This window comes from Vibrio sp. 2033 (assembly GCF_033339735.1).
This window is the reverse complement of the sequence record NZ_JAWOVC010000021.1, coordinates 44,332-62,590: the sequence shown is the minus strand read 5'-3', so window position 1 is coordinate 62,590 and position 18,259 is coordinate 44,332. Positions and strand designations below refer to the sequence as shown.

At 46.3% G+C, this 18,259-nt stretch carries 17 protein-coding genes; 13 read left to right on the top strand and 4 right to left on the bottom strand.

Annotation, left to right across the window (positions count from 1 at the left end; genetic code table 11):
• Nucleotides 1–129 precede the first annotated feature (129 nt).
• The 4 genes from gyrB to dnaA all read right to left on the bottom strand — a co-directional run bounded on the left by gyrB (nucleotide 130) and on the right by dnaA (nucleotide 6,220).
• A complete protein-coding gene (gene gyrB, locus R7P74_RS20880; RefSeq protein ID WP_005378841.1) occupies nucleotides 130–2,547 on the bottom strand; it encodes a DNA topoisomerase (ATP-hydrolyzing) subunit B in 2,418 nt (805 codons plus the stop codon).
• A 13-nt stretch (nucleotides 2,548–2,560) separates the two neighbouring features.
• Entirely contained in the window at nucleotides 2,561–3,640 is a 1,080-nt protein-coding gene (gene recF / locus R7P74_RS20875) for a DNA replication/repair protein RecF (RefSeq protein ID WP_005378839.1), read from the bottom strand.
• Between the two features lie 9 nt (nucleotides 3,641–3,649).
• On the bottom strand, nucleotides 3,650–4,750 hold the full coding sequence (gene dnaN, locus R7P74_RS20870) for a DNA polymerase III subunit beta (RefSeq protein ID WP_158157052.1): 1,101 nt from the start codon (nucleotides 4,748–4,750) through the stop codon (nucleotides 3,650–3,652).
• A 63-nt stretch (nucleotides 4,751–4,813) separates the two neighbouring features.
• Nucleotides 4,814–6,220 (bottom strand): chromosomal replication initiator protein DnaA, encoded by a 1,407-nt coding sequence (gene dnaA, locus R7P74_RS20865; RefSeq protein ID WP_005378835.1) that lies wholly within the window; start codon nucleotides 6,218–6,220, stop codon nucleotides 4,814–4,816.
• Between the two features lie 412 nt (nucleotides 6,221–6,632).
• Here dnaA and R7P74_RS20860 point away from each other — a divergent pair, with 412 nt between their 5' ends.
• The 13 genes from R7P74_RS20860 to R7P74_RS20800 all read left to right on the top strand — a co-directional run bounded on the left by R7P74_RS20860 (nucleotide 6,633) and on the right by R7P74_RS20800 (nucleotide 18,220).
• Entirely contained in the window at nucleotides 6,633–7,379 is a 747-nt protein-coding gene (locus R7P74_RS20860; RefSeq protein ID WP_005378831.1) for an amino acid ABC transporter substrate-binding protein, read from the top strand.
• Between the two features lie 114 nt (nucleotides 7,380–7,493).
• A complete protein-coding gene (locus tag R7P74_RS20855; protein ID WP_005378829.1) occupies nucleotides 7,494–8,165 on the top strand; it encodes an amino acid ABC transporter permease in 672 nt (223 codons plus the stop codon).
• Nucleotides 8,162–8,899: an amino acid ABC transporter ATP-binding protein gene (locus tag R7P74_RS20850; RefSeq protein WP_005378827.1), complete on the top strand. Its 738-nt coding sequence runs from the start codon at nucleotides 8,162–8,164 to the stop codon at nucleotides 8,897–8,899. The genes R7P74_RS20855 and R7P74_RS20850 overlap by 4 nt, the downstream gene beginning before the upstream one ends.
• Before the next feature lie 242 nt (nucleotides 8,900–9,141).
• Complete coding sequence (gene rpmH / locus R7P74_RS20845) at nucleotides 9,142–9,276, top strand: 50S ribosomal protein L34 (RefSeq protein WP_005378825.1); 135 nt, start codon at nucleotides 9,142–9,144, stop codon at nucleotides 9,274–9,276.
• A gap of 46 nt (nucleotides 9,277–9,322) precedes the next feature.
• A complete protein-coding gene (gene rnpA / locus R7P74_RS20840; protein WP_005394102.1) occupies nucleotides 9,323–9,646 on the top strand; it encodes a ribonuclease P protein component in 324 nt (107 codons plus the stop codon).
• Nucleotides 9,613–9,870, top strand: coding sequence for a membrane protein insertion efficiency factor YidD (yidD, locus tag R7P74_RS20835; protein WP_005378822.1), 258 nt, complete (start codon nucleotides 9,613–9,615; stop codon nucleotides 9,868–9,870). Before rnpA ends, yidD begins: the two co-directional genes overlap by 34 nt.
• 2 nt (nucleotides 9,871–9,872) lie before the next feature.
• A complete protein-coding gene (gene yidC, locus R7P74_RS20830) occupies nucleotides 9,873–11,495 on the top strand; it encodes a membrane protein insertase YidC (protein ID WP_005383834.1) in 1,623 nt (540 codons plus the stop codon).
• A 130-nt stretch (nucleotides 11,496–11,625) separates the two neighbouring features.
• Complete coding sequence (gene mnmE, locus R7P74_RS20825; protein ID WP_005383836.1) at nucleotides 11,626–12,987, top strand: tRNA uridine-5-carboxymethylaminomethyl(34) synthesis GTPase MnmE; 1,362 nt, start codon at nucleotides 11,626–11,628, stop codon at nucleotides 12,985–12,987.
• 100 nt (nucleotides 12,988–13,087) lie between these two features.
• Nucleotides 13,088–13,522, top strand: coding sequence for an FMN-binding protein MioC (gene mioC, locus R7P74_RS20820; protein WP_154204938.1), 435 nt, complete (start codon nucleotides 13,088–13,090; stop codon nucleotides 13,520–13,522).
• Between the two features lie 477 nt (nucleotides 13,523–13,999).
• On the top strand, nucleotides 14,000–15,895 hold the full coding sequence (mnmG, locus tag R7P74_RS20815; protein ID WP_158157054.1) for a tRNA uridine-5-carboxymethylaminomethyl(34) synthesis enzyme MnmG: 1,896 nt from the start codon (nucleotides 14,000–14,002) through the stop codon (nucleotides 15,893–15,895).
• Nucleotides 15,895–16,530, top strand: a complete 636-nt coding sequence (rsmG, locus tag R7P74_RS20810) for a 16S rRNA (guanine(527)-N(7))-methyltransferase RsmG (RefSeq protein WP_005378902.1) — start codon at nucleotides 15,895–15,897, stop codon at nucleotides 16,528–16,530. Before mnmG ends, rsmG begins: the two co-directional genes overlap by 1 nt.
• Nucleotides 16,531–16,540: 10 nt before the next feature.
• Entirely contained in the window at nucleotides 16,541–17,314 is a 774-nt protein-coding gene (locus tag R7P74_RS20805) for a ParA family protein (protein ID WP_005383838.1), read from the top strand.
• A 24-nt stretch (nucleotides 17,315–17,338) separates the two neighbouring features.
• Complete coding sequence (locus tag R7P74_RS20800; RefSeq protein ID WP_005383840.1) at nucleotides 17,339–18,220, top strand: ParB/RepB/Spo0J family partition protein; 882 nt, start codon at nucleotides 17,339–17,341, stop codon at nucleotides 18,218–18,220.
• Nucleotides 18,221–18,259 lie beyond the last annotated feature (39 nt).

Here is an 18,259-nt window from a genome sequence, read left to right as displayed (position 1 = left end):
TTTTAGTTGTTGATTTCATAACACTCTCCAATTTTGGGGGTGGAAAGTGTCAACCTTATTTAGGACGGCACAGGTAAAACAAAAAAAGCAGCGATTTCTCGCTGCTTTTTACTATCACGAACAGTGTCGTTATACGTCTAGGTTCGCTACTTTCAGTGCGTTCTCTTCGATGAAGTTACGACGAGGTTCTACTTGGTCACCCATTAGCGTAGTGAACAGTTGATCTGCGCCTACCGCATCTTCAATCGTTACCTGCATCATACGACGAGTTTCTGGGTCCATGGTGGTTTCCCAAAGTTGGTCTGGGTTCATCTCACCTAGACCTTTGTAGCGCTGACGGCTTAAGCCACGCATTGACTCTTTCACTAACCAGTCAAGCGCTTCTGCAAAGTTTGCCACTGGCATAGTACGCTCACCACGTTTGATGTACGCGCCTTCTTCCAGAAGTCCATCAAGTGCTTCTGATAGATCAGCCAACTTGCCGTACTCTTTCGAGTTTAGGAAGTCGATGCTAATTGCATGTTCGTGCGTCACTCCGTGAGTACGAACCACAATCTTAGGCAAGTTTAAGCCTAGCTCTTCGTGCTGCTCAACTTCGTAGCTGTACTGGCTTGCACCCACTTCTTTCGCATTCAGCTGCTCAATAAGCTGCTTCGTCCACGCTTCCACAACTGATGCGTCATGGCATTGCTCTGGCGTTAGACGAGGAGTGTAAATCAACTCGTTTACCAAAGCACTTGGGTAGCGACGGCTCATACGTTCCGCCAGTTTAATACCCGCATTGTACTGTTGAACAAGCTTCTCTAGTGCTTCACCAGCCAGTGCAGGTGCTTCTGCGTTTACGTGTAGCGATGCATTATCCAGAGCTAATGATACTTGGTATTGGTTCATCGCTTCTTCATCTTTGATGTACTGCTCTTGTTTGCCTTTTTTCACTTTGTATAGTGGTGGCTGAGCGATGTAGACATAACCACGCTCGATAAGCTCTGGCATTTGACGGTAGAAGAAGGTCAACAGTAGCGTACGGATGTGCGAACCATCGACATCGGCATCGGTCATGATGATGATGTTGTGGTAACGAAGCTTGTCCGGGTTGTACTCGTCACGACCGATACCACAACCTAGTGCGGTGATCAGTGTTGCTACTTCTTGAGAAGATAGCATCTTGTCGAAACGTGCTTTTTCTACGTTAAGAATCTTACCTTTTAGCGGTAGGATCGCTTGGTTCTTACGGTTACGGCCTTGTTTTGCGGAGCCGCCTGCCGAATCACCCTCCACTATGTATAGTTCAGAGAGTGCCGGATCTTTTTCCTGACAGTCTGCAAGTTTACCTGGAAGGCCAGCTAGGTCTAGTGCACCTTTACGGCGCGTCATTTCACGAGCTTTACGCGCTGCTTCACGAGCACGTGCTGCATCGATGATTTTCGAACAAACCATCTTCGCTTCTGTCGGGTTCTCAATCAGGAACTCAGACAGTTTTTCACCCATTGCAGACTCAACAGCTGATTTCACTTCAGAAGAAACCAGTTTGTCTTTTGTTTGGCTTGAGAATTTAGGATCAGGCACTTTCACCGAAACAACCGCAGTTAGACCTTCACGCGCATCGTCGCCTGAAGTCGCTGTTTTCGCTTTCTTCGAGAAACCTTCTTTATCCATAAAGCTGTTCAATGTACGTGTTAGCGCAGCACGGAAACCAGCAAGGTGAGTACCACCATCACGCTGTGGGATATTGTTGGTAAAGCAGAAGATATTCTCTTGGAAACCATCGTTCCATTGCATCGCCACTTCAACTGAAATGCCGTCTTCACGCTCAGAATTAAAGTGGAAGATTTTTTCGATGATTGGCGTTTTGTTGGTGTTTAGGTGATCAACGAACGCTTGAATACCACCTTCATACATGAAGTGATCATGTTTGTCCGCTTCACGTTCATCAACCAATTTGATCGACACACCAGAGTTCAGGAATGACAGTTCACGCAGGCGTTTCGCCAGAATGTCATAGTGGAACTCAGTGTTAGAGAACGTCTCGGCACTTGGCCAGAAACGAATTTGTGTACCGGTTTTATCCGTATCACCCACAACGGCTAGTGGCGCTTGAGGCTCACCATGGCGGTAGGTTTGCGTATGGATATGACCACCACGATGAATCGTTAGCTCAACTTTCTCTGATAGTGCGTTTACTACTGAAACACCTACCCCGTGAAGACCACCCGATACTTTGTATGAGTTATCGTCGAACTTACCACCCGCGTGAAGAACCGTCATGATTACTTCTGCTGCAGAGACATTTTCCTCAGAGTGGATTTCTGTTGGAATGCCACGACCATCATCGCTAACGGAAACCGAGTTATCCTCATGAATTGTCACAACGATGTCTTTACAGTGACCTGCCAACGCTTCATCAATTGAGTTATCCACCACCTCGAAAACCATGTGGTGAAGGCCGGTGCCGTCGTCCGTATCGCCGATGTACATTCCTGGACGCTTACGTACCGCATCCAGACCCTTCAGTACCTTAATACTCGATGAATCGTAATTTTCAGACATGAGTTTCTCTCTTCTAGTTTGACTCTATCCTGCCATGTTCCACATGAAACAATTTACCGTTATCGTCCAACATATCGGCGATTTGGCTTTCAGTGATAGAGCTTACAAATACTTGTGCGCCCGTCTCTTTTAAGCAGTCAGCAAGACGCTTGCGACGTTGGCTATCTAATTCCGACGCGAAGTCATCAATTAGGTAAATGCATTGTTTACCGGCCATCTCTGTCAGGTGTTGCCCTTGCGCTACACGCAATGCACACACCATGAGTTTTAATTGACCGCGTGACAGAACATCTTCAACGGGCGTTCCGTTCACTTTAATGCGCAAATCAGCTTTGTTTGGGCCACTAAAGGTGTATCCCAATGCCTGATCACGCTCAAAATTCTTTTCTAGTATCTCGTGGTATGGAGTGTCTTTATCCCAGCCACGATAATACTTCAATTGGATCTCAAATTCTGGCAAAAATGTCTGACAGATAGTTTCTGCGACAGTTTTCATCTGCTCGATGTAACTTGCTCGCCATTGGCTGATGTTTTCAGCCAATCCTGCCATTTCCTGATCCCAATAACTGAGCTCACGATAACTATTGGCGGTTTTCAACAACGCGTTGCGCTGCTTGTTCAGGCGCTTGAACCTTCCCCATGCTTGATAAAAAGCGGGCTCGGTATGAAACACGCCCCAATCAATAAACGCACGACGATGTTTAGGGCCATCTGTCAGTAAATCAAACCCTTCTGGGTGTATCAACTGCAGAGGCAGAACTTGTGCCAACTGCGCTAATTTTTGTCCAGATTGACCGCCTATTTTAACCTCTGTTGAGCCATCACGCTGCTTATTAATGCCGATAGGTAGCTCAAATTGATCCGAGTTCAAAAAACGACCATGAACAAACAGTTCGTCACACTCATTTTGTATCACTCGTCCGGTGAGAGAGCTCTTGAATGAGCGGCCATGCCCGAGCAGATAAACCGCTTCTAAGACACTGGTTTTACCGCTGCCGTTCGGCCCGATAAGAAAGTTAAAGCCTGCTGATAACTCAATATCACAGGCTTTAATGTTTCGAAACTGCTGAATGATGAGGCGAGAAAGTGGCATTCAGATGGCTTATAGACGAATTGGCATCACCACGTACATGGCACTGTCGTCGTCTGCGTTTTCAATCAACGCACTTGCGTTCGCATCTGACATCGACACACGCACGTTATCGCAACGCAGTGTATTAAGCACATCAAGCACGTAGCTAACGTTGAAGCCGATCTCGATAGCGTCACCTTCAAAGGTCACGTCTAGCATTTCTTCTGCTTCTTCTTGCTCTGGGTTATTGGCAGTAATGCGCATTTCAGTATCAGCCAGATTCACACGCACGCCACGGAATTTTTCGTTGGAAAGAATCGCAGCACGAGAGAAGGCTTGGCGCAACTCGTCACAACTTGCTATTAGGGTCTTATTGGTGCTCTGAGGCAATACACGGCGGTAATCAGGGAAACGACCATCAACCAACTTAGAGGTAAAAGTAAAGTTATTCACCTCAGCACGAACATTGGAGCTACCGATCTGAAGTACTACGGGCTGCTCTGGCGCATCCATCAACTTTACTAATTCTTGCACACCTTTGCGTGGCACGATGATTTGCTTCTGCGCAAAGTCCGCACCTAGCTGAGTTTGCGATACCGCCATACGGTGGCCGTCCGTCGCCACGCTGCGTAGCGTGGTGCCGTCAATTTCAAACAACATGCCGTTGAGGTAGTAACGAACGTCTTGATTCGCCATCGAGAACTGAGTTTTGTCGATCAGCGTACGTAAATCAGCTTGGCTCAGTGATACTTCCACTTCGCTTTGCCAATCTTCAATATTAGGGAAATCGTTCGCAGGAAGCGTTGCCAACGAGAAACGGCTGCGACCAGAGCGAACTTGTACGCGATCACCTTCTAATACAAATGTGATGATCGCATCGTCCGGTAAACCACGGCAGATATCGAGAAACTTACGCGAAGGAACGGTAATGCTGCCCGCTTCAAAATCACCTTCTAGCGTCACTTTGCTTACTAACTCTACTTCAAGATCGGTTGCCGTCATCGACAATACGTTCTCTTCTACTTTAAGAAGTAGGTTACCCAGGATTGGCAGAGTTGGTCGGCCACCTAAAGCGCCCGAAACCTGCTGTAGCGGTTTGATTAAATGACTACGTTCAATGGTAAATTTCATGCTTGGCTCTTTACGCTGTCAGCTCAATAAATGATTTGCTTAGAATACCGTTATTCTAACCGATTACGAAGACAGGGTGCGAATCAAGTTAGAGTAATCTTCTTTAATGTCGTGGCTCTCTTCACGCAGCTGCTCAATCTTGCGACAAGCATGAAGTACGGTCGTATGATCGCGCCCCCCAAACGCATCGCCAATTTCAGGCAAACTGTGGTTGGTTAGCTCTTTTGCTAACGCCATAGCCAGCTGACGAGGACGCGCTACAGAACGAGAACGACGCTTAGACAGCAAGTCCGCCACTTTAATCTTGTAGTATTCCGCCACGGTCTTTTGAATGTTATCGATCGTCACCAGCTTCTCTTGTAGAGCAAGCAGATCGCGCAGCGCTTCACGCACAAAATCAATCGTGATTGGACGACCAGTAAAGTTCGCGTTCGCGATAACACGGTTCAATGCACCTTCTAGCTCACGAACGTTCGAACGCAGACGCTTGGCAATGAAGAATGCCACTTCATCAGCAAGGTGGATTTGGTGATCTTCAGCTTTTTTCATCAAGATCGCCACACGCGTTTCAAGCTCAGGCGGCTCGATCGCAACAGTAAGACCCCAACCAAAGCGAGATTTAAGACGATCTTCAACGCCATTAATTTCTTTAGGATAACGGTCAGACGTTAGAATGATCTGCTGATTACCTTCCAATAGTGCGTTGAAGGTATGGAAGAATTCTTCTTGCGAACGTTCTTTATTAGCAAAGAATTGGATGTCATCGATAAGGAGTGCATCCACACTGCGGTAGTAGCGTTTGAATTCTTCAATCGCATTGTTTTGCAGCGCTTTCACCATGTCTTGCACAAAACGTTCTGAGTGCATGTAGACCACTTTTGCGTTCGGGTTGTTATCCACAATCGCGTTGCCCACCGCATGCAACAAGTGCGTTTTACCCAAGCCCGTGCCACCGTATAGGAACAGCGGGTTGTATGCTGCACCAGGATTATCCGATACCTGACGCGCCGCAGCCAAACCCAGTTGGTTCGACTTACCTTCAACAAAGTTGTCGAACTTGTGTTTTGGGTTCATGTTTGAGCGGTGATTGATAGCCGCAATCGCTTGAGCGTCGTCATCCCAGGTTTTGTGTACTGGCTTACGCGCCTGTAATTGCGCAGGTGCAGATGACTCGGCAGCCACATCTGCAGGCGTACGTGTCGGCGCTGGTTTTGGAGCAGAGACAGGTCGGCTCCCCACTTCAAAACGTAAGTTAGGAATATCGCCACCGCAGTATTCCTGCAGTAAGCGAGTAATATTGTTCAGATACTTATCACGCACCCAGTCCAACACAAAGCGGTTTGGCGCGAATAGAGTGAGAGTATTGTCATTGAGCTCCGCTTGTAGCGGACGAACCCACATGCTGAATTCTGTAGCTGGTAGCTCTTCTTGAAGCTGCTGCAAACATTGCAGCCAAAGCGAAGATGACACGGTGCCCCCACTGAGTAATTGAATTATCGGAAAAGACTGGCAATTTTACCTGTTGATAACCAAGATCGCCAGCGATTGATCGACGATCCAGTGAATAAGATCCAAGTTATTCACAATTATTTCTGCAAACTTGATGAGATCAACACACCTTGCCCCAAATTTGCCCACACAACGATCCACAATTGGGCAAAATTCACAAGATCGAGCGATTGGTGATAAGTCTGTGTATTATTTTATTCCCAATGCTGATTTTGTCGATCATTTCGCTAGGTTCAGTTCGCATTTTCGTCACATTTAACATTCTTCTTCTATTATCTAATAACTCACAGGTCTAGGTTATTGCTCTTGGTTATTTATTTAATTGAGCTAACTAACAGTAGTATTTCCAACCATAAAATTATGGAGATGTATTATGAAAAACTGGATTAAGGTTGCCGTTGCAGCCATTGCACTGTCGGCAGCAACCGTACAAGCCGCTACTGAAGTCAAAGTTGGTATGTCAGGTCGCTACTTCCCGTTTACTTTTGTAAAGCAAGACAAGCTACAAGGCTTTGAAGTCGACATGTGGGATGAAATCGGTAAACGTAACGATTACAAAATCGAATACGTAACAGCCAACTTCTCTGGTTTATTTGGTCTTTTAGAAACTGGTCGTATCGATACGATCTCCAACCAAATCACCATGACTGATGAGCGTAAAGCTAAATACCTATTTGCTGACCCTTACGTTGTAGATGGCGCACAAATTACCGTGCGTAAAGGCAACGACAGCATCAAAGGTGTTGACGATCTTGCGGGCAAAACCGTTGCGGTCAACCTAGGCTCTAACTTTGAGCAACTACTGCGTCAATACGACAAAGACGGCAAGATCAACATTAAAACGTACGACACAGGTATCGAACATGACGTGGCGCTCGGTCGTGCAGACGCGTTTGTAATGGATCGTCTTTCTGCGTTAGAGCTGATTAAGAAAACTGGCCTTCCTCTGGAATTGGCAGGTGAACCGTTTGAGACCATTCAAAACGCATGGCCTTTCGTTGACAACGAGAAAGGTCGTAAACTGCAAGAAGAAGTAAACAAAGCACTGGCTGAGATGCGCGCAGATGGTACAGTAGAGAAAATTTCCGTGAAGTGGTTTGGCGCTGACATCACGAAATAAGAACTCTTTGTACTTTAGGCCGCAAAGTGGTATCACTCTCGGACTAAAATAAACTTACGTAAAGGTGGAACTTGTTTTCCACCTTTTCTTTTCTCTAGCCTTTAGGTAAGCCGTATGGGATTTGACTTTAATTACATGTTGGAACTGTTGCCGATATTGCTGAAATATCTTGGCACAACCATGGAAATGGCGACATGGGGATTGGTGTTTTCGCTGATTTTATCCGTCATTTTAGCCAATATTCGCGTATTTAAACTGCCAGTTCTGGATCAATTAAGCCAACTGTACATCAGCTTCTTCCGTGGCACCCCACTGTTGGTTCAGCTTTTCCTGCTTTATTACGGCTTACCGCAAATTTTTCCATTGATGGTCGGTATCGACGCCTTTTCAGCAGCGGTTATCGGTTTAACGCTGCACTTTGCCGCTTATATGGCGGAAAGTATTCGTGCCGCCATTATTGGCATTGATCGCAGCCAAATGGAAGCGAGCTTATCGGTCGGTATGACGACATCCCAAGCAATGCGCCGAGTGATTTTACCTCAAGCAACGCGTGTCGCACTGCCTTCATTGATGAACTACTTCATCGATATGATCAAGTCAACGTCTCTCGCTTTCACGCTTGGTGTGGCCGAAATCATGGCGAAAGCACAGATGGAAGCCTCATCAAGTTTCCGTTTCTTTGAAGCTTTCCTTGCGGTTGCTCTTATTTACTGGGGCGTGGTGGTGATTCTGACTCGCGTACAAATCTGGGCAGAAGCAAAACTGAATAAGGCGTACGTACGATGATTAAGTTAGAAAATATTCACAAACGTTTTGGTGAGACTGAAGTGCTGAAAGGCATCGACCTCGATATTAAGCAAGGTGAGATCATCGTGATTATCGGCTCAAGTGGTACGGGTAAATCAACCTTGCTGCGTACGGTGAACTTTCTAGAACAAGCAGATGAAGGTCGTATCACGATAGATGACATCTCCGTTGATACTCAAAAACACACTAAAGCCGAAGTATTAGCGCTGCGTCGTCGAACTGGCTTTGTGTTCCAAAACTATGCCCTGTTTGCCCACATGAATGCGCGCCAGAACATTGCCGAAGGTCTAGTGACCGTTCGAGGCTGGAAAAAAGCCGATGCTCTCAAACGAGCGCAACAAATTCTGGATGACATCGGTCTTGGGGATAAAGGCGATAGTTATCCAGCAGCATTGTCTGGCGGCCAACAACAACGTGTGGGTATCGGCCGAGCGATGGCGCTGCAACCAGAACTGCTGTTGTTTGACGAACCAACTTCTGCGCTGGATCCTGAATGGGTCGGTGAAGTTCTCTCATTAATGAAGAAGTTAGCTAATCAGCATCAAACCATGCTGGTGGTGACGCACGAGATGCAATTCGCGAAAGAAGTCGCTGATAGAGTGATCTTCATGGCGGAAGGCAATATCGTTGAGCAAGGTTCTCCACAGGATATCTTCGATAATCCACAAGATCCTCGTTTGAAAAAATTCCTTAACCAAGTAGGAATAGAGTAACGATCAAGCATCAGGATCGATTGATCCTTGAGATTTTACTCACACTACGTATAATCGCCCGGCCGGAATTTCGTACTCATTGAGTCATTGACACATTATGTGAGTGTGATTACAATTCCGCCTCTTTGTTGAGAGGCGTCGGTTGTCCTTCTCTATATAAAGAGCTTCTTTATATAAGAAAGCAAATACCCACGCCGGGTTTAACAAGAACCTAAAACTACTGATCAGTAAAGGTAATTATCATGAAACGCACTTTTCAACCTACAGTTCTAAAGCGCAAGCGTACTCACGGCTTCCGTGCTCGCATGGCAACTAAGAACGGTCGTAAAGTTATCAACGCACGTCGTGCAAAAGGCCGTGCGCGCCTATCAAAATAATCGCTAGTTTATTTTGAACACGTACGCGTTTAATCGGGAGTTACGTTTGTTAACTCCCGAGCATTATCAAAACGTCTTCCAGCAAGCTCATCGAGCTGGCTCGCCTCATTTCACCATCATTGCTCGCAATAACAAACTTTCTCACCCACGATTAGGTTTAGCGGTTCCCAAAAAGCAAATCAAAACGGCTGTCGGTCGTAACCGATTTAAGCGTTTGGCTCGTGAAAGCTTTCGTAACAATCAACATCAGCTTCCAAACAAAGATTTTGTTGTGATTGCGAAGAAAAGCGCGCAAGATTTAAGCAATGAGGAAATTTTTAAGTTGTTTGATAAGCTATGGCAACGCCTGTCTCGCCCTTCACGTGGATAGCCATTGGGCTCGTTTATCTGTATCGCTGGTTTATCAGCCCTTTGATTGGTCCTCGTTGCCGGTTCACACCAACCTGTTCCACTTACGCGCTAGAAGCTTTGAGAGCTCACGGTTTTGTAAAAGGATGTTGGTTATCAGGCAAACGTCTATTAAAATGCCACCCTTTGAATGAAGGGGGGTATGACCCCGTTCCACCAGTCCAAAAACAAGACAGAGATAACTAACGATGGATTCTCAACGTAATATCCTGCTCATCGGTTTGGCCCTGGTTTCTTTTTTGCTGTTTCAACAATGGCAAGTTGCAAAGAATCCAGAACCTCAAGCAGTTGAACAGGCTCAATCAAGCAGCACTCTACCTGCACCATCTTTTGCTGATGAACTTGACCCAGTTCCTGGTCAACAGCAAGCTTCTGCAAAAACTATCACAGTAACGACTGATGTTTTAACTCTGTCGATCGACACCGTTGGTGGCGATGTGGTACATGCCAACCTTAACGAATACTCTGCTGAGTTAGATTCATCAGATTCCTTTGTTCTGCTTAAAGACGCTCAAGGTCACCAATTTATCGCTCAAAGCGGTCTAGTGGGCCCTCAAGGTATCGACTTGAGCAGCACAAATCGCCCTCACTACAACGTAAGTGCAGACAGCTTCACAATGGCTGACGGTCAAGATGAACTTCGCGTTCCGATGACATTCACTGCAAACGGTATCGAATACACCAAAACTTACATCTTTAAACGCGGCAGCTACGCGCTTAATGTTGAATACGATGTAGTGAACAACTCAGGCAACAACGCAACATTTGGTATGTACGCTCACCTACGTCAAAACCTAATGGACGATGGTGGTAGCATCACAATGCCTACTTACCGTGGTGGCGCATACTCAACAGAAGATACGCGTTACAAGAAGTACAGCTTTGATGATATGCAGGATCGCAACCTGTCTCTTAACCTAGCCGATGGCCAAGGTTGGGCAGCAATGATTCAGCACTACTTTGCCGCAGCTTGGATCCCACGTAACGAACCAGGTACTAACCTATACACTCGTGTAATTGGCAACCTAGGCGACATCGGCGTTCGTATGCCGAACAAAACTATCGCAACAGGCGATCAGGCTAAGTTTGAAGCAACACTTTGGGTTGGTCCAAAACTGCAAGATGAAATGGCAGAAGTGGCACCTAACCTAGACCTAGTAGTGGACTACGGCTGGTTATGGTTCATTGCGAAGCCTCTTCATATGTTGCTTTCATTCATCCAGAGCTTTGTTGGTAACTGGGGTGTGGCAATCATCTGTCTGACCTTCATCGTTCGTGGTGCAATGTACCCACTAACAAAAGCGCAATACACGTCTATGGCGAAAATGCGCATGCTACAGCCTAAGCTGCAAGCAATGCGTGAGCGTATCGGTGATGACCGTCAGCGCATGAGCCAAGAAATGATGGAACTGTACAAGAAAGAGAAAGTGAACCCACTAGGTGGCTGTTTACCTCTTATCCTACAGATGCCTATTTTCATCGCGCTTTACTGGGCACTAATGGAATCGGTAGAGCTACGTCACTCTCCATTCTTCGGTTGGATTCATGACCTTTCAGCACAGGACCCTTACTACATCCTGCCACTATTGATGGGTGCGTCTATGTTCCTAATCCAGAAGATGAGCCCGACAACGGTAACGGATCCAATGCAGCAGAAGATCATGACCTTTATGCCGGTTATGTTTACCTTCTTCTTCTTGTTCTTCCCATCAGGTCTCGTTCTGTACTGGTTGGTGTCGAACATCGTAACGCTTATCCAGCAAACTCTGATCTACAAAGGATTAGAGAAAAAAGGCTTACACAGCAAGTAACCTTTTAGGAAATGATTGAGAAAGGCGGCCAAAAGGTCGCCTTTTTGTTTTTGGCTGATTACAATTCAGCTAATTAATTGTGATGGCTCCCTAGGTATCTTCCCTATAGCCCAGCTCAAAAGGCAAAATTATGACTACAGATACGATTGTCGCTCAAGCGACCGCGCCTGGTCGTGGCGGTGTCGGTATTATTCGAGTTTCTGGCCCTAAAGCCAACCAAGTGGCGTTAGAAGTCACTGGCAAAACACTAAAGCCCCGCTACGCAGAGTACCTGCCGTTTAAGTCAGAAGATGGCACTGTGCTTGATCAGGGCATCGCACTGTACTTCCCTAACCCACACTCATTTACAGGTGAAGACGTACTTGAGCTGCAAGGCCATGGCGGCCCTGTCGTGATGGATATGCTGATAAAACGCATTCTAGGTATAGATGGTATTCGAGCTGCTCGCCCTGGTGAGTTCTCTGAACGCGCATTTCTGAACGATAAACTCGACTTAGCTCAAGCCGAAGCGATTGCAGACCTCATTGATGCCAGTTCTGAAGAAGCAGCAAAATCGGCGCTGCAATCCTTACAGGGCGCATTTTCAGGCCGCATTAATACCTTAGTTGAGTCGCTGATTCATTTGCGTATCTATGTTGAAGCAGCCATCGACTTCCCTGAAGAAGAGATCGACTTTTTGGCCGACGGTAAAGTGGCTGGTGACCTACAAGCCATCATCGACAACCTAGATGCGGTGCGCAAAGAAGCTAACCAAGGCGCTATTATGCGTGAAGGGATGAAAGTCGTGATTGCGGGTCGTCCAAATGCGGGCAAATCAAGCCTGCTGAACGCGCTATCGGGTAAAGAGTCTGCAATCGTAACCGACATCGCAGGAACTACGCGTGATGTACTGCGTGAGCATATCCATATTGATGGCATGCCTCTGCACATCATCGATACTGCAGGTTTGCGTGATGCTTCCGATGAAGTAGAGAAAATCGGTATCGAACGCGCGTGGGATGAAATAGCCCAAGCAGACCGCGTGTTGTTCATGGTGGATGGCACGACAACCGATGCCACCGATCCGAAAGATATCTGGCCAGATTTTGTGGATCGCCTACCAGACAACATTGGCATAACTGTGATCCGTAATAAAGCGGATCAAACGGGTGAAGATATGGGGATCTGCCACGTCAATAACCCTACTCTTATCCGTTTGTCAGCGAAGACTGGTGCAGGGGTTGAAGCTCTGCGCGATCATCTCAAGGAGTGTATGGGCTTCTCTGGCAACAGTGAAGGTGGGTTTATGGCTCGTCGTCGTCATCTCGATGCATTAGAACGTGCCGCACAGCACCTTCAAATAGGCCAGGAGCAGCTTGAAGGCTATATGGCAGGTGAAATATTGGCTGAAGAGCTACGCATCACCCAACAACATCTCAATGAGATTACCGGTGAGTTCAGTTCTGACGACTTACTGGGACGAATCTTCTCTTCATTCTGTATCGGGAAGTAAATAATCGAACGCGCGGTGCTGAGCTTAACTCACACCGCGTTTCTTTTTGTACGGCAAGCCATCCATGAGCTTTAGCCGTCGCATTCAATAAGGAAGAAGTATGATCCACATTATTACAGGCAGCACGTTAGGTGGCGCAGAATACGTAGGGGATCACCTGAGTGATCTACTCAACGAGAATGGATTTGAAACAACGATCCACAACCAGCCTTCCCTCTGTGATATCGAAAATCAAGGTACGTGGTTGGTGATCACCTCTACACATGGAGCTGGTGAGTATCCTGATAATATCCAACCTTTTATCGCAGCATTACAAAATACACCGCCAAAAATGACTGATGTAAAATTTGCGGTGATTGCGATTGGTGACTCTAGCTACGATACGTTCTGTGCCGCTGGTCAACACGCTTATGATTTATTAGAGGATATTGGTGCAACCCCTCTCGCAGATTGCTTTAAAATCGATGTACTGAGCCATGATGTGCCAGAAGACGCCGCAGAGATGTGGTTAAAAGAGAATATCGAACGTTTTTAAACTCACGACTTTCCCTTCAACAGAGTCGAAATTCGGCTCTGTTTTCTCCCATGTGAATAACTCCCACCAAATTATTTTGTTTAACCGCTCAAAAACCAACCAAAAAGACTGTGGATAACTACAATAAGATCCAGTGATTTTCCTTTAGTTATCCCAATAACAACTTTGATCAATTTTACCCCCTGTGTATAACTACCACTTTTGATCCCAGGTAATCCTCGATCTGATCCAATCATGATCACAAGATATGATCCAAAGAAGATCCATGATCTTGTTGATCATTTTTAGGTTATCCACAGAAACGGTCGATCCTAATAGTAGATCTAATAAAAGATCATATATATAGATCTTATATATATTTATCTTGAAGCTTAAAACGGATAAAACGAGAAAACGTTTTTCTCTCTGGCATAAAGCAGGTAAAATACGGCTCCTTTATCTGTCCATTAAATCCCTTTGAATACCTGAGGTCAGTTCATGCTTTATCACGAAAACTTTGACGTCATTGTTGTCGGTGGCGGACACGCAGGAACGGAAGCCGCGCTCGCATCTGCACGCACAGGACAAAAAACGCTTCTCCTTACCCATAACATCGATACATTAGGCCAGATGTCTTGTAATCCGGCGATCGGTGGTATTGGTAAAGGTCACTTAGTAAAAGAAGTAGATGCTATGGGCGGTTTGATGGCTGAAGCCATCGACCATGCAGGTATTCAGTTTCGTACACTAAATGCCTCCAAAGGTCCTGCAGTACGAGCAACTCGAGCTCAAGCCGATCGCGCTCTGTACAAAGCGTACGTTCGTAATGCATTAGAAAATGCGCCTAACTTAACGTTGTTCCAGCAATCAGTTGATGATCTGATTGTTGAACAAGATCGCGCAGTTGGTGTGGTAACTCAAATGGGACTTCGCTTCCATGCGAAAGCCGTTGTGCTAACCGTGGGTACCTTCCTTGGTGGTAAGATCCACATAGGTATGGAAAGCTCGTCTGGTGGTCGTGCCGGGGATCCACCATCGATCGCATTAGCGGATCGACTGCGTGAACTGCCGTTCCGTGTGGATCGTTTAAAAACAGGTACTCCACCGCGCATTGATGCTCGTACTGTTGATTTTTCAGTGCTAGAAGCTCAGCACGGTGATAACCCAACGCCTGTATTCTCGTTCATGGGCAAACGTGAACAGCATCCGCGTCAGATTCCATGTTTCATCACCCACACCAATGAACAAACTCACGATGTGATCCGTAGTAACTTGGATCGCAGTCCAATGTACGCAGGTGTGATTGAAGGTATTGGTCCGCGTTACTGTCCGTCTATTGAAGACAAAGTGATGCGTTTCGCTGACAAAAACAGCCACCAAATCTTCATTGAGCCAGAAGGCCTAACCACGCACGAGTTATACCCTAATGGTATCTCGACCAGCTTGCCATTTGATGTGCAAGTACAAATCGTGCGCTCAATGAAAGGGTTTGAAAGTGCACACATCGTTCGCCCAGGTTATGCGATTGAATACGATTTCTTCGATCCACGTGATTTGAAGCAAACGTACGAGACGAAGTTCATCCATGGTTTGTTCTTTGCTGGCCAGATTAATGGTACGACTGGCTACGAAGAAGCCGCAGCGCAAGGCTTGATGGCGGGCCTAAACGCAAGCTTGTTTAGCCAAGACAAAGAAGGCTGGAGCCCACGTCGTGACCAAGCTTACATGGGCGTGTTGATTGATGACTTATCGACCATGGGTACCAAAGAGCCGTACCGCATGTTCACTTCTCGTGCGGAATACCGCCTGCTACTTCGTGAAGATAACGCCGATTTACGTTTAACGGAAAAAGCGCGCGAGCTAGGCTTGATTGATGATGTTCGTTGGGCTCGCTTTAACGAGAAAATCAACAATATGGAAACGGAGCGTCAGCGTTTGAAAGCAACGTGGATGAATCCGAAGTCAGAGGGTGTTGATGAGTTGAACAAGCTGCTGAAAACCCCAATGGCCCGTGAAGCGAGTGGTGAGGATCTTCTGCGTCGTCCAGAGATCACTTATTCGCAACTGACGCAACTTGAAGCGTTTGCTCCTGCTCTTGAAGATCAGCAAGCGGCTGAGCAAGTTGAAATTCAAGTGAAATACGATGGTTACATCAAGCGTCAGCAGGAAGAGATCGAAAAATCACTGCGTCACGAAAATACCAAGTTACCTGCTGATTTGGATTACCGCGATGTAAAAGGTTTATCAAACGAAGTCGTTGCTAAACTGAGCGAGGCCAAACCAGAGAGCATCGGTATTGCATCACGCATTTCTGGTATTACGCCTGCTGCAATTTCTATTCTACTTGTTCACTTGAAAAAGCATGGTTTGCTGAAGAAAGGTGAGGAAGAATAATGAGCGCATTGCGAACAAAGCTGGATTCACTGATCGCGAAAACCGATTTGGAAGTGTCAGAACAGCAACGAGAGCAGTTAGTTGGTTATGTCGAACTGCTCGACAAATGGAACAAAGCATACAATTTAACATCGGTACGTGATCCGCTTGATATGTTAGTGAAACATATTCTTGATAGTATCGTTGTAAGCGCACACCTGCCCGGTGAGCGCTTCATTGATGTTGGTACTGGTCCGGGGTTACCGGGCATCCCTTTGGCAATCATGAACCCTGAGAAAACCTTCTTTTTGCTCGACAGTCTTGGCAAACGCATCCGTTTTATCAAGCAAGTTGTGCACACATTAGGGCTGAAAAACGTGACACCAATTCAAAGTCGCGTCGAAGAATTCCAGCCTGAAGAAAAATTTGATGGCGTTTTGAGTCGAGCTTTTGCTTCAATGACAGACATGGTGGAATGGTGCCACCATTTGCCGAAACAAGAGCACGGGGTGTTTCTAGCGCTGAAAGGACAGCACCCTAAAGATGAAATGGATCAGCTTCCTGAATGGTGCAGTGTGACAGAGATCATATCTTTGGCTGTTCCTGAGTTGGAAGGTGATCGTCATCTAGTAATCTTATCGCGCAAGGAAAATTAGCGAGGTAATCGTGGGTAAAATTGTAGCAATCGCCAACCAGAAAGGTGGGGTCGGCAAAACAACAACGTGCATTAACTTAGCGGCTTCGATGGCGGCAACAAAGCGCAAGGTTTTGGTGATCGATCTCGACCCGCAAGGCAATGCTACGATGGCCAGTGGCGTGGATAAGTATATGGTCGACGCCACTGCATACGATCTTTTGGTTGAAGATACACCGTTCGATCAAGTCGTTTGTACCCAAACAACAGGGAAGTATGATTTGATCGCGGCGAACGGAGACGTGACCGCGGCAGAAATCAAATTGATGGAAGTTTTCGCTCGTGAAGTGCGTCTAAAAAATGCATTGTCGTCAGTTCGCGATAACTATGATTTCATCTTTATTGATTGTCCTCCTTCTCTAAACCTTCTTACAATCAATGCGATGGCGGCAGCTGACTCTGTGCTGGTGCCGATGCAATGTGAATACTTTGCGTTAGAAGGTTTAACTGCTCTTATGGATACAATCAGCAAGTTAGCGGCTGTCGTGAATGAAAACCTCAAAATCGAAGGTTTATTGCGTACCATGTACGACCCACGCAACCGCTTATCGAATGAAGTATCCGATCAACTTAAAAAACACTTTGGGAATAAAGTTTACCGTACTGTCATTCCGCGTAATGTTCGTTTGGCTGAAGCACCAAGTCACGGTAAGCCTGCAATGTACTACGATAAGTACTCCGCAGGTGCCAAAGCGTATCTTGCTCTAGCGGGCGAAATGCTCCGCCGCGAAGAAATCCCAGTTTAACTCTAACCTAAGGAATTCAATCCCATGTCTAAGCGTGGTCTCGGAAAAGGACTGGATGCGTTATTGTCGACCAGTTCGTTTGCTCGTGAAAAACAGCATATTGCATCGCATAGCCAAGAATTATCGGCAGACGGTGAGTTAACCGATTTAGCGATTGGTCAATTGCAGCCGGGCGTATACCAACCGCGTAAAGATATGGCGCCTGAAGCGCTAGAAGAACTAGCGGCTTCGATTCAATCACAAGGCATTATTCAACCAATCGTGGTTCGCCAGGTCGAAAATGGTCAGTTTGAGATCATCGCAGGTGAGCGCCGCTGGCGTGCTGCAAGGCAGGCGGGTTTAAAACGCGTGCCGTGTTTGGTGAAAAAAGTTGAAGATCGTGCCGCCATCGCCATGGCGTTGATTGAAAACATTCAACGTGAAGACTTGAATGTGATTGAGGAAGCCCAAGCGCTTGAGCGTCTACAAGATGAATTCACGCTGACACATCAGCAAGTGGCCGATGTGATTGGTAAATCAAGAACGACGGTGAGTAACCTATTACGTCTGAATCAGTTGGAAGTTGATGTAAAAGGTCTGGTTGCAGATAAAAAATTGGAAATGGGTCATGCTCGAGCTCTGTTAGCGTTAGAAGGCGAACAGCAAGTCGAAGTAGCTCAACAAGTGGCTAAGAAGCAAATGACTGTTCGCCAAACCGAACAGTTAGTAAAAAAGTGCTTAGCCCCACAAAATGAGCAAAAAGGGCAACAAGAGGATACCGAAGCCGAGCAAATGTCGCATAAATTGAGTCAGCTGCTTGATGCAAAAGTTTCTCTTACCCGTTCTGCAAACGGAAAAGCGAAATTGACGATAAGTCTTGATGAGCCTCACAAATTGGACCAACTAATTGCCAAGCTTGAGGCCTAGATGAGATAATTGATTTAGGTCAATTAATCTAATTAATCG

What these genes read in the sequence shown, in the direction of transcription:
- R7P74_RS20855 (WP_005378829.1), top strand. Translation starts at nt 7,494, where the DNA reads ATGGGATTTGACTTTAATTACATGTTGGAACTGTTGCCGATATTGCTG.
- yidD (WP_005378822.1), top strand. Translation starts at nt 9,613, where the DNA reads ATGGCAACGCCTGTCTCGCCCTTCACGTGGATAGCCATTGGGCTCGTT.
- gyrB (WP_005378841.1), bottom strand. Translation starts at nt 2,547, where the DNA reads ATGTCTGAAAATTACGATTCATCGAGTATTAAGGTACTGAAGGGTCTG.
- dnaN (WP_158157052.1), bottom strand. Translation starts at nt 4,750, where the DNA reads ATGAAATTTACCATTGAACGTAGTCATTTAATCAAACCGCTACAGCAG.
- rsmG (WP_005378902.1), top strand. Translation starts at nt 15,895, where the DNA reads ATGAGCGCATTGCGAACAAAGCTGGATTCACTGATCGCGAAAACCGAT.
- recF (WP_005378839.1), bottom strand. Translation starts at nt 3,640, where the DNA reads ATGCCACTTTCTCGCCTCATCATTCAGCAGTTTCGAAACATTAAAGCC.
- R7P74_RS20860 (WP_005378831.1), top strand. Translation starts at nt 6,633, where the DNA reads ATGAAAAACTGGATTAAGGTTGCCGTTGCAGCCATTGCACTGTCGGCA.
- mnmE (WP_005383836.1), top strand. Translation starts at nt 11,626, where the DNA reads ATGACTACAGATACGATTGTCGCTCAAGCGACCGCGCCTGGTCGTGGC.
- yidC (WP_005383834.1), top strand. Translation starts at nt 9,873, where the DNA reads ATGGATTCTCAACGTAATATCCTGCTCATCGGTTTGGCCCTGGTTTCT.
- rpmH (WP_005378825.1), top strand. Translation starts at nt 9,142, where the DNA reads ATGAAACGCACTTTTCAACCTACAGTTCTAAAGCGCAAGCGTACTCAC.
- R7P74_RS20800 (WP_005383840.1), top strand. Translation starts at nt 17,339, where the DNA reads ATGTCTAAGCGTGGTCTCGGAAAAGGACTGGATGCGTTATTGTCGACC.
- mnmG (WP_158157054.1), top strand. Translation starts at nt 14,000, where the DNA reads ATGCTTTATCACGAAAACTTTGACGTCATTGTTGTCGGTGGCGGACAC.
- R7P74_RS20850 (WP_005378827.1), top strand. Translation starts at nt 8,162, where the DNA reads ATGATTAAGTTAGAAAATATTCACAAACGTTTTGGTGAGACTGAAGTG.
- mioC (WP_154204938.1), top strand. Translation starts at nt 13,088, where the DNA reads ATGATCCACATTATTACAGGCAGCACGTTAGGTGGCGCAGAATACGTA.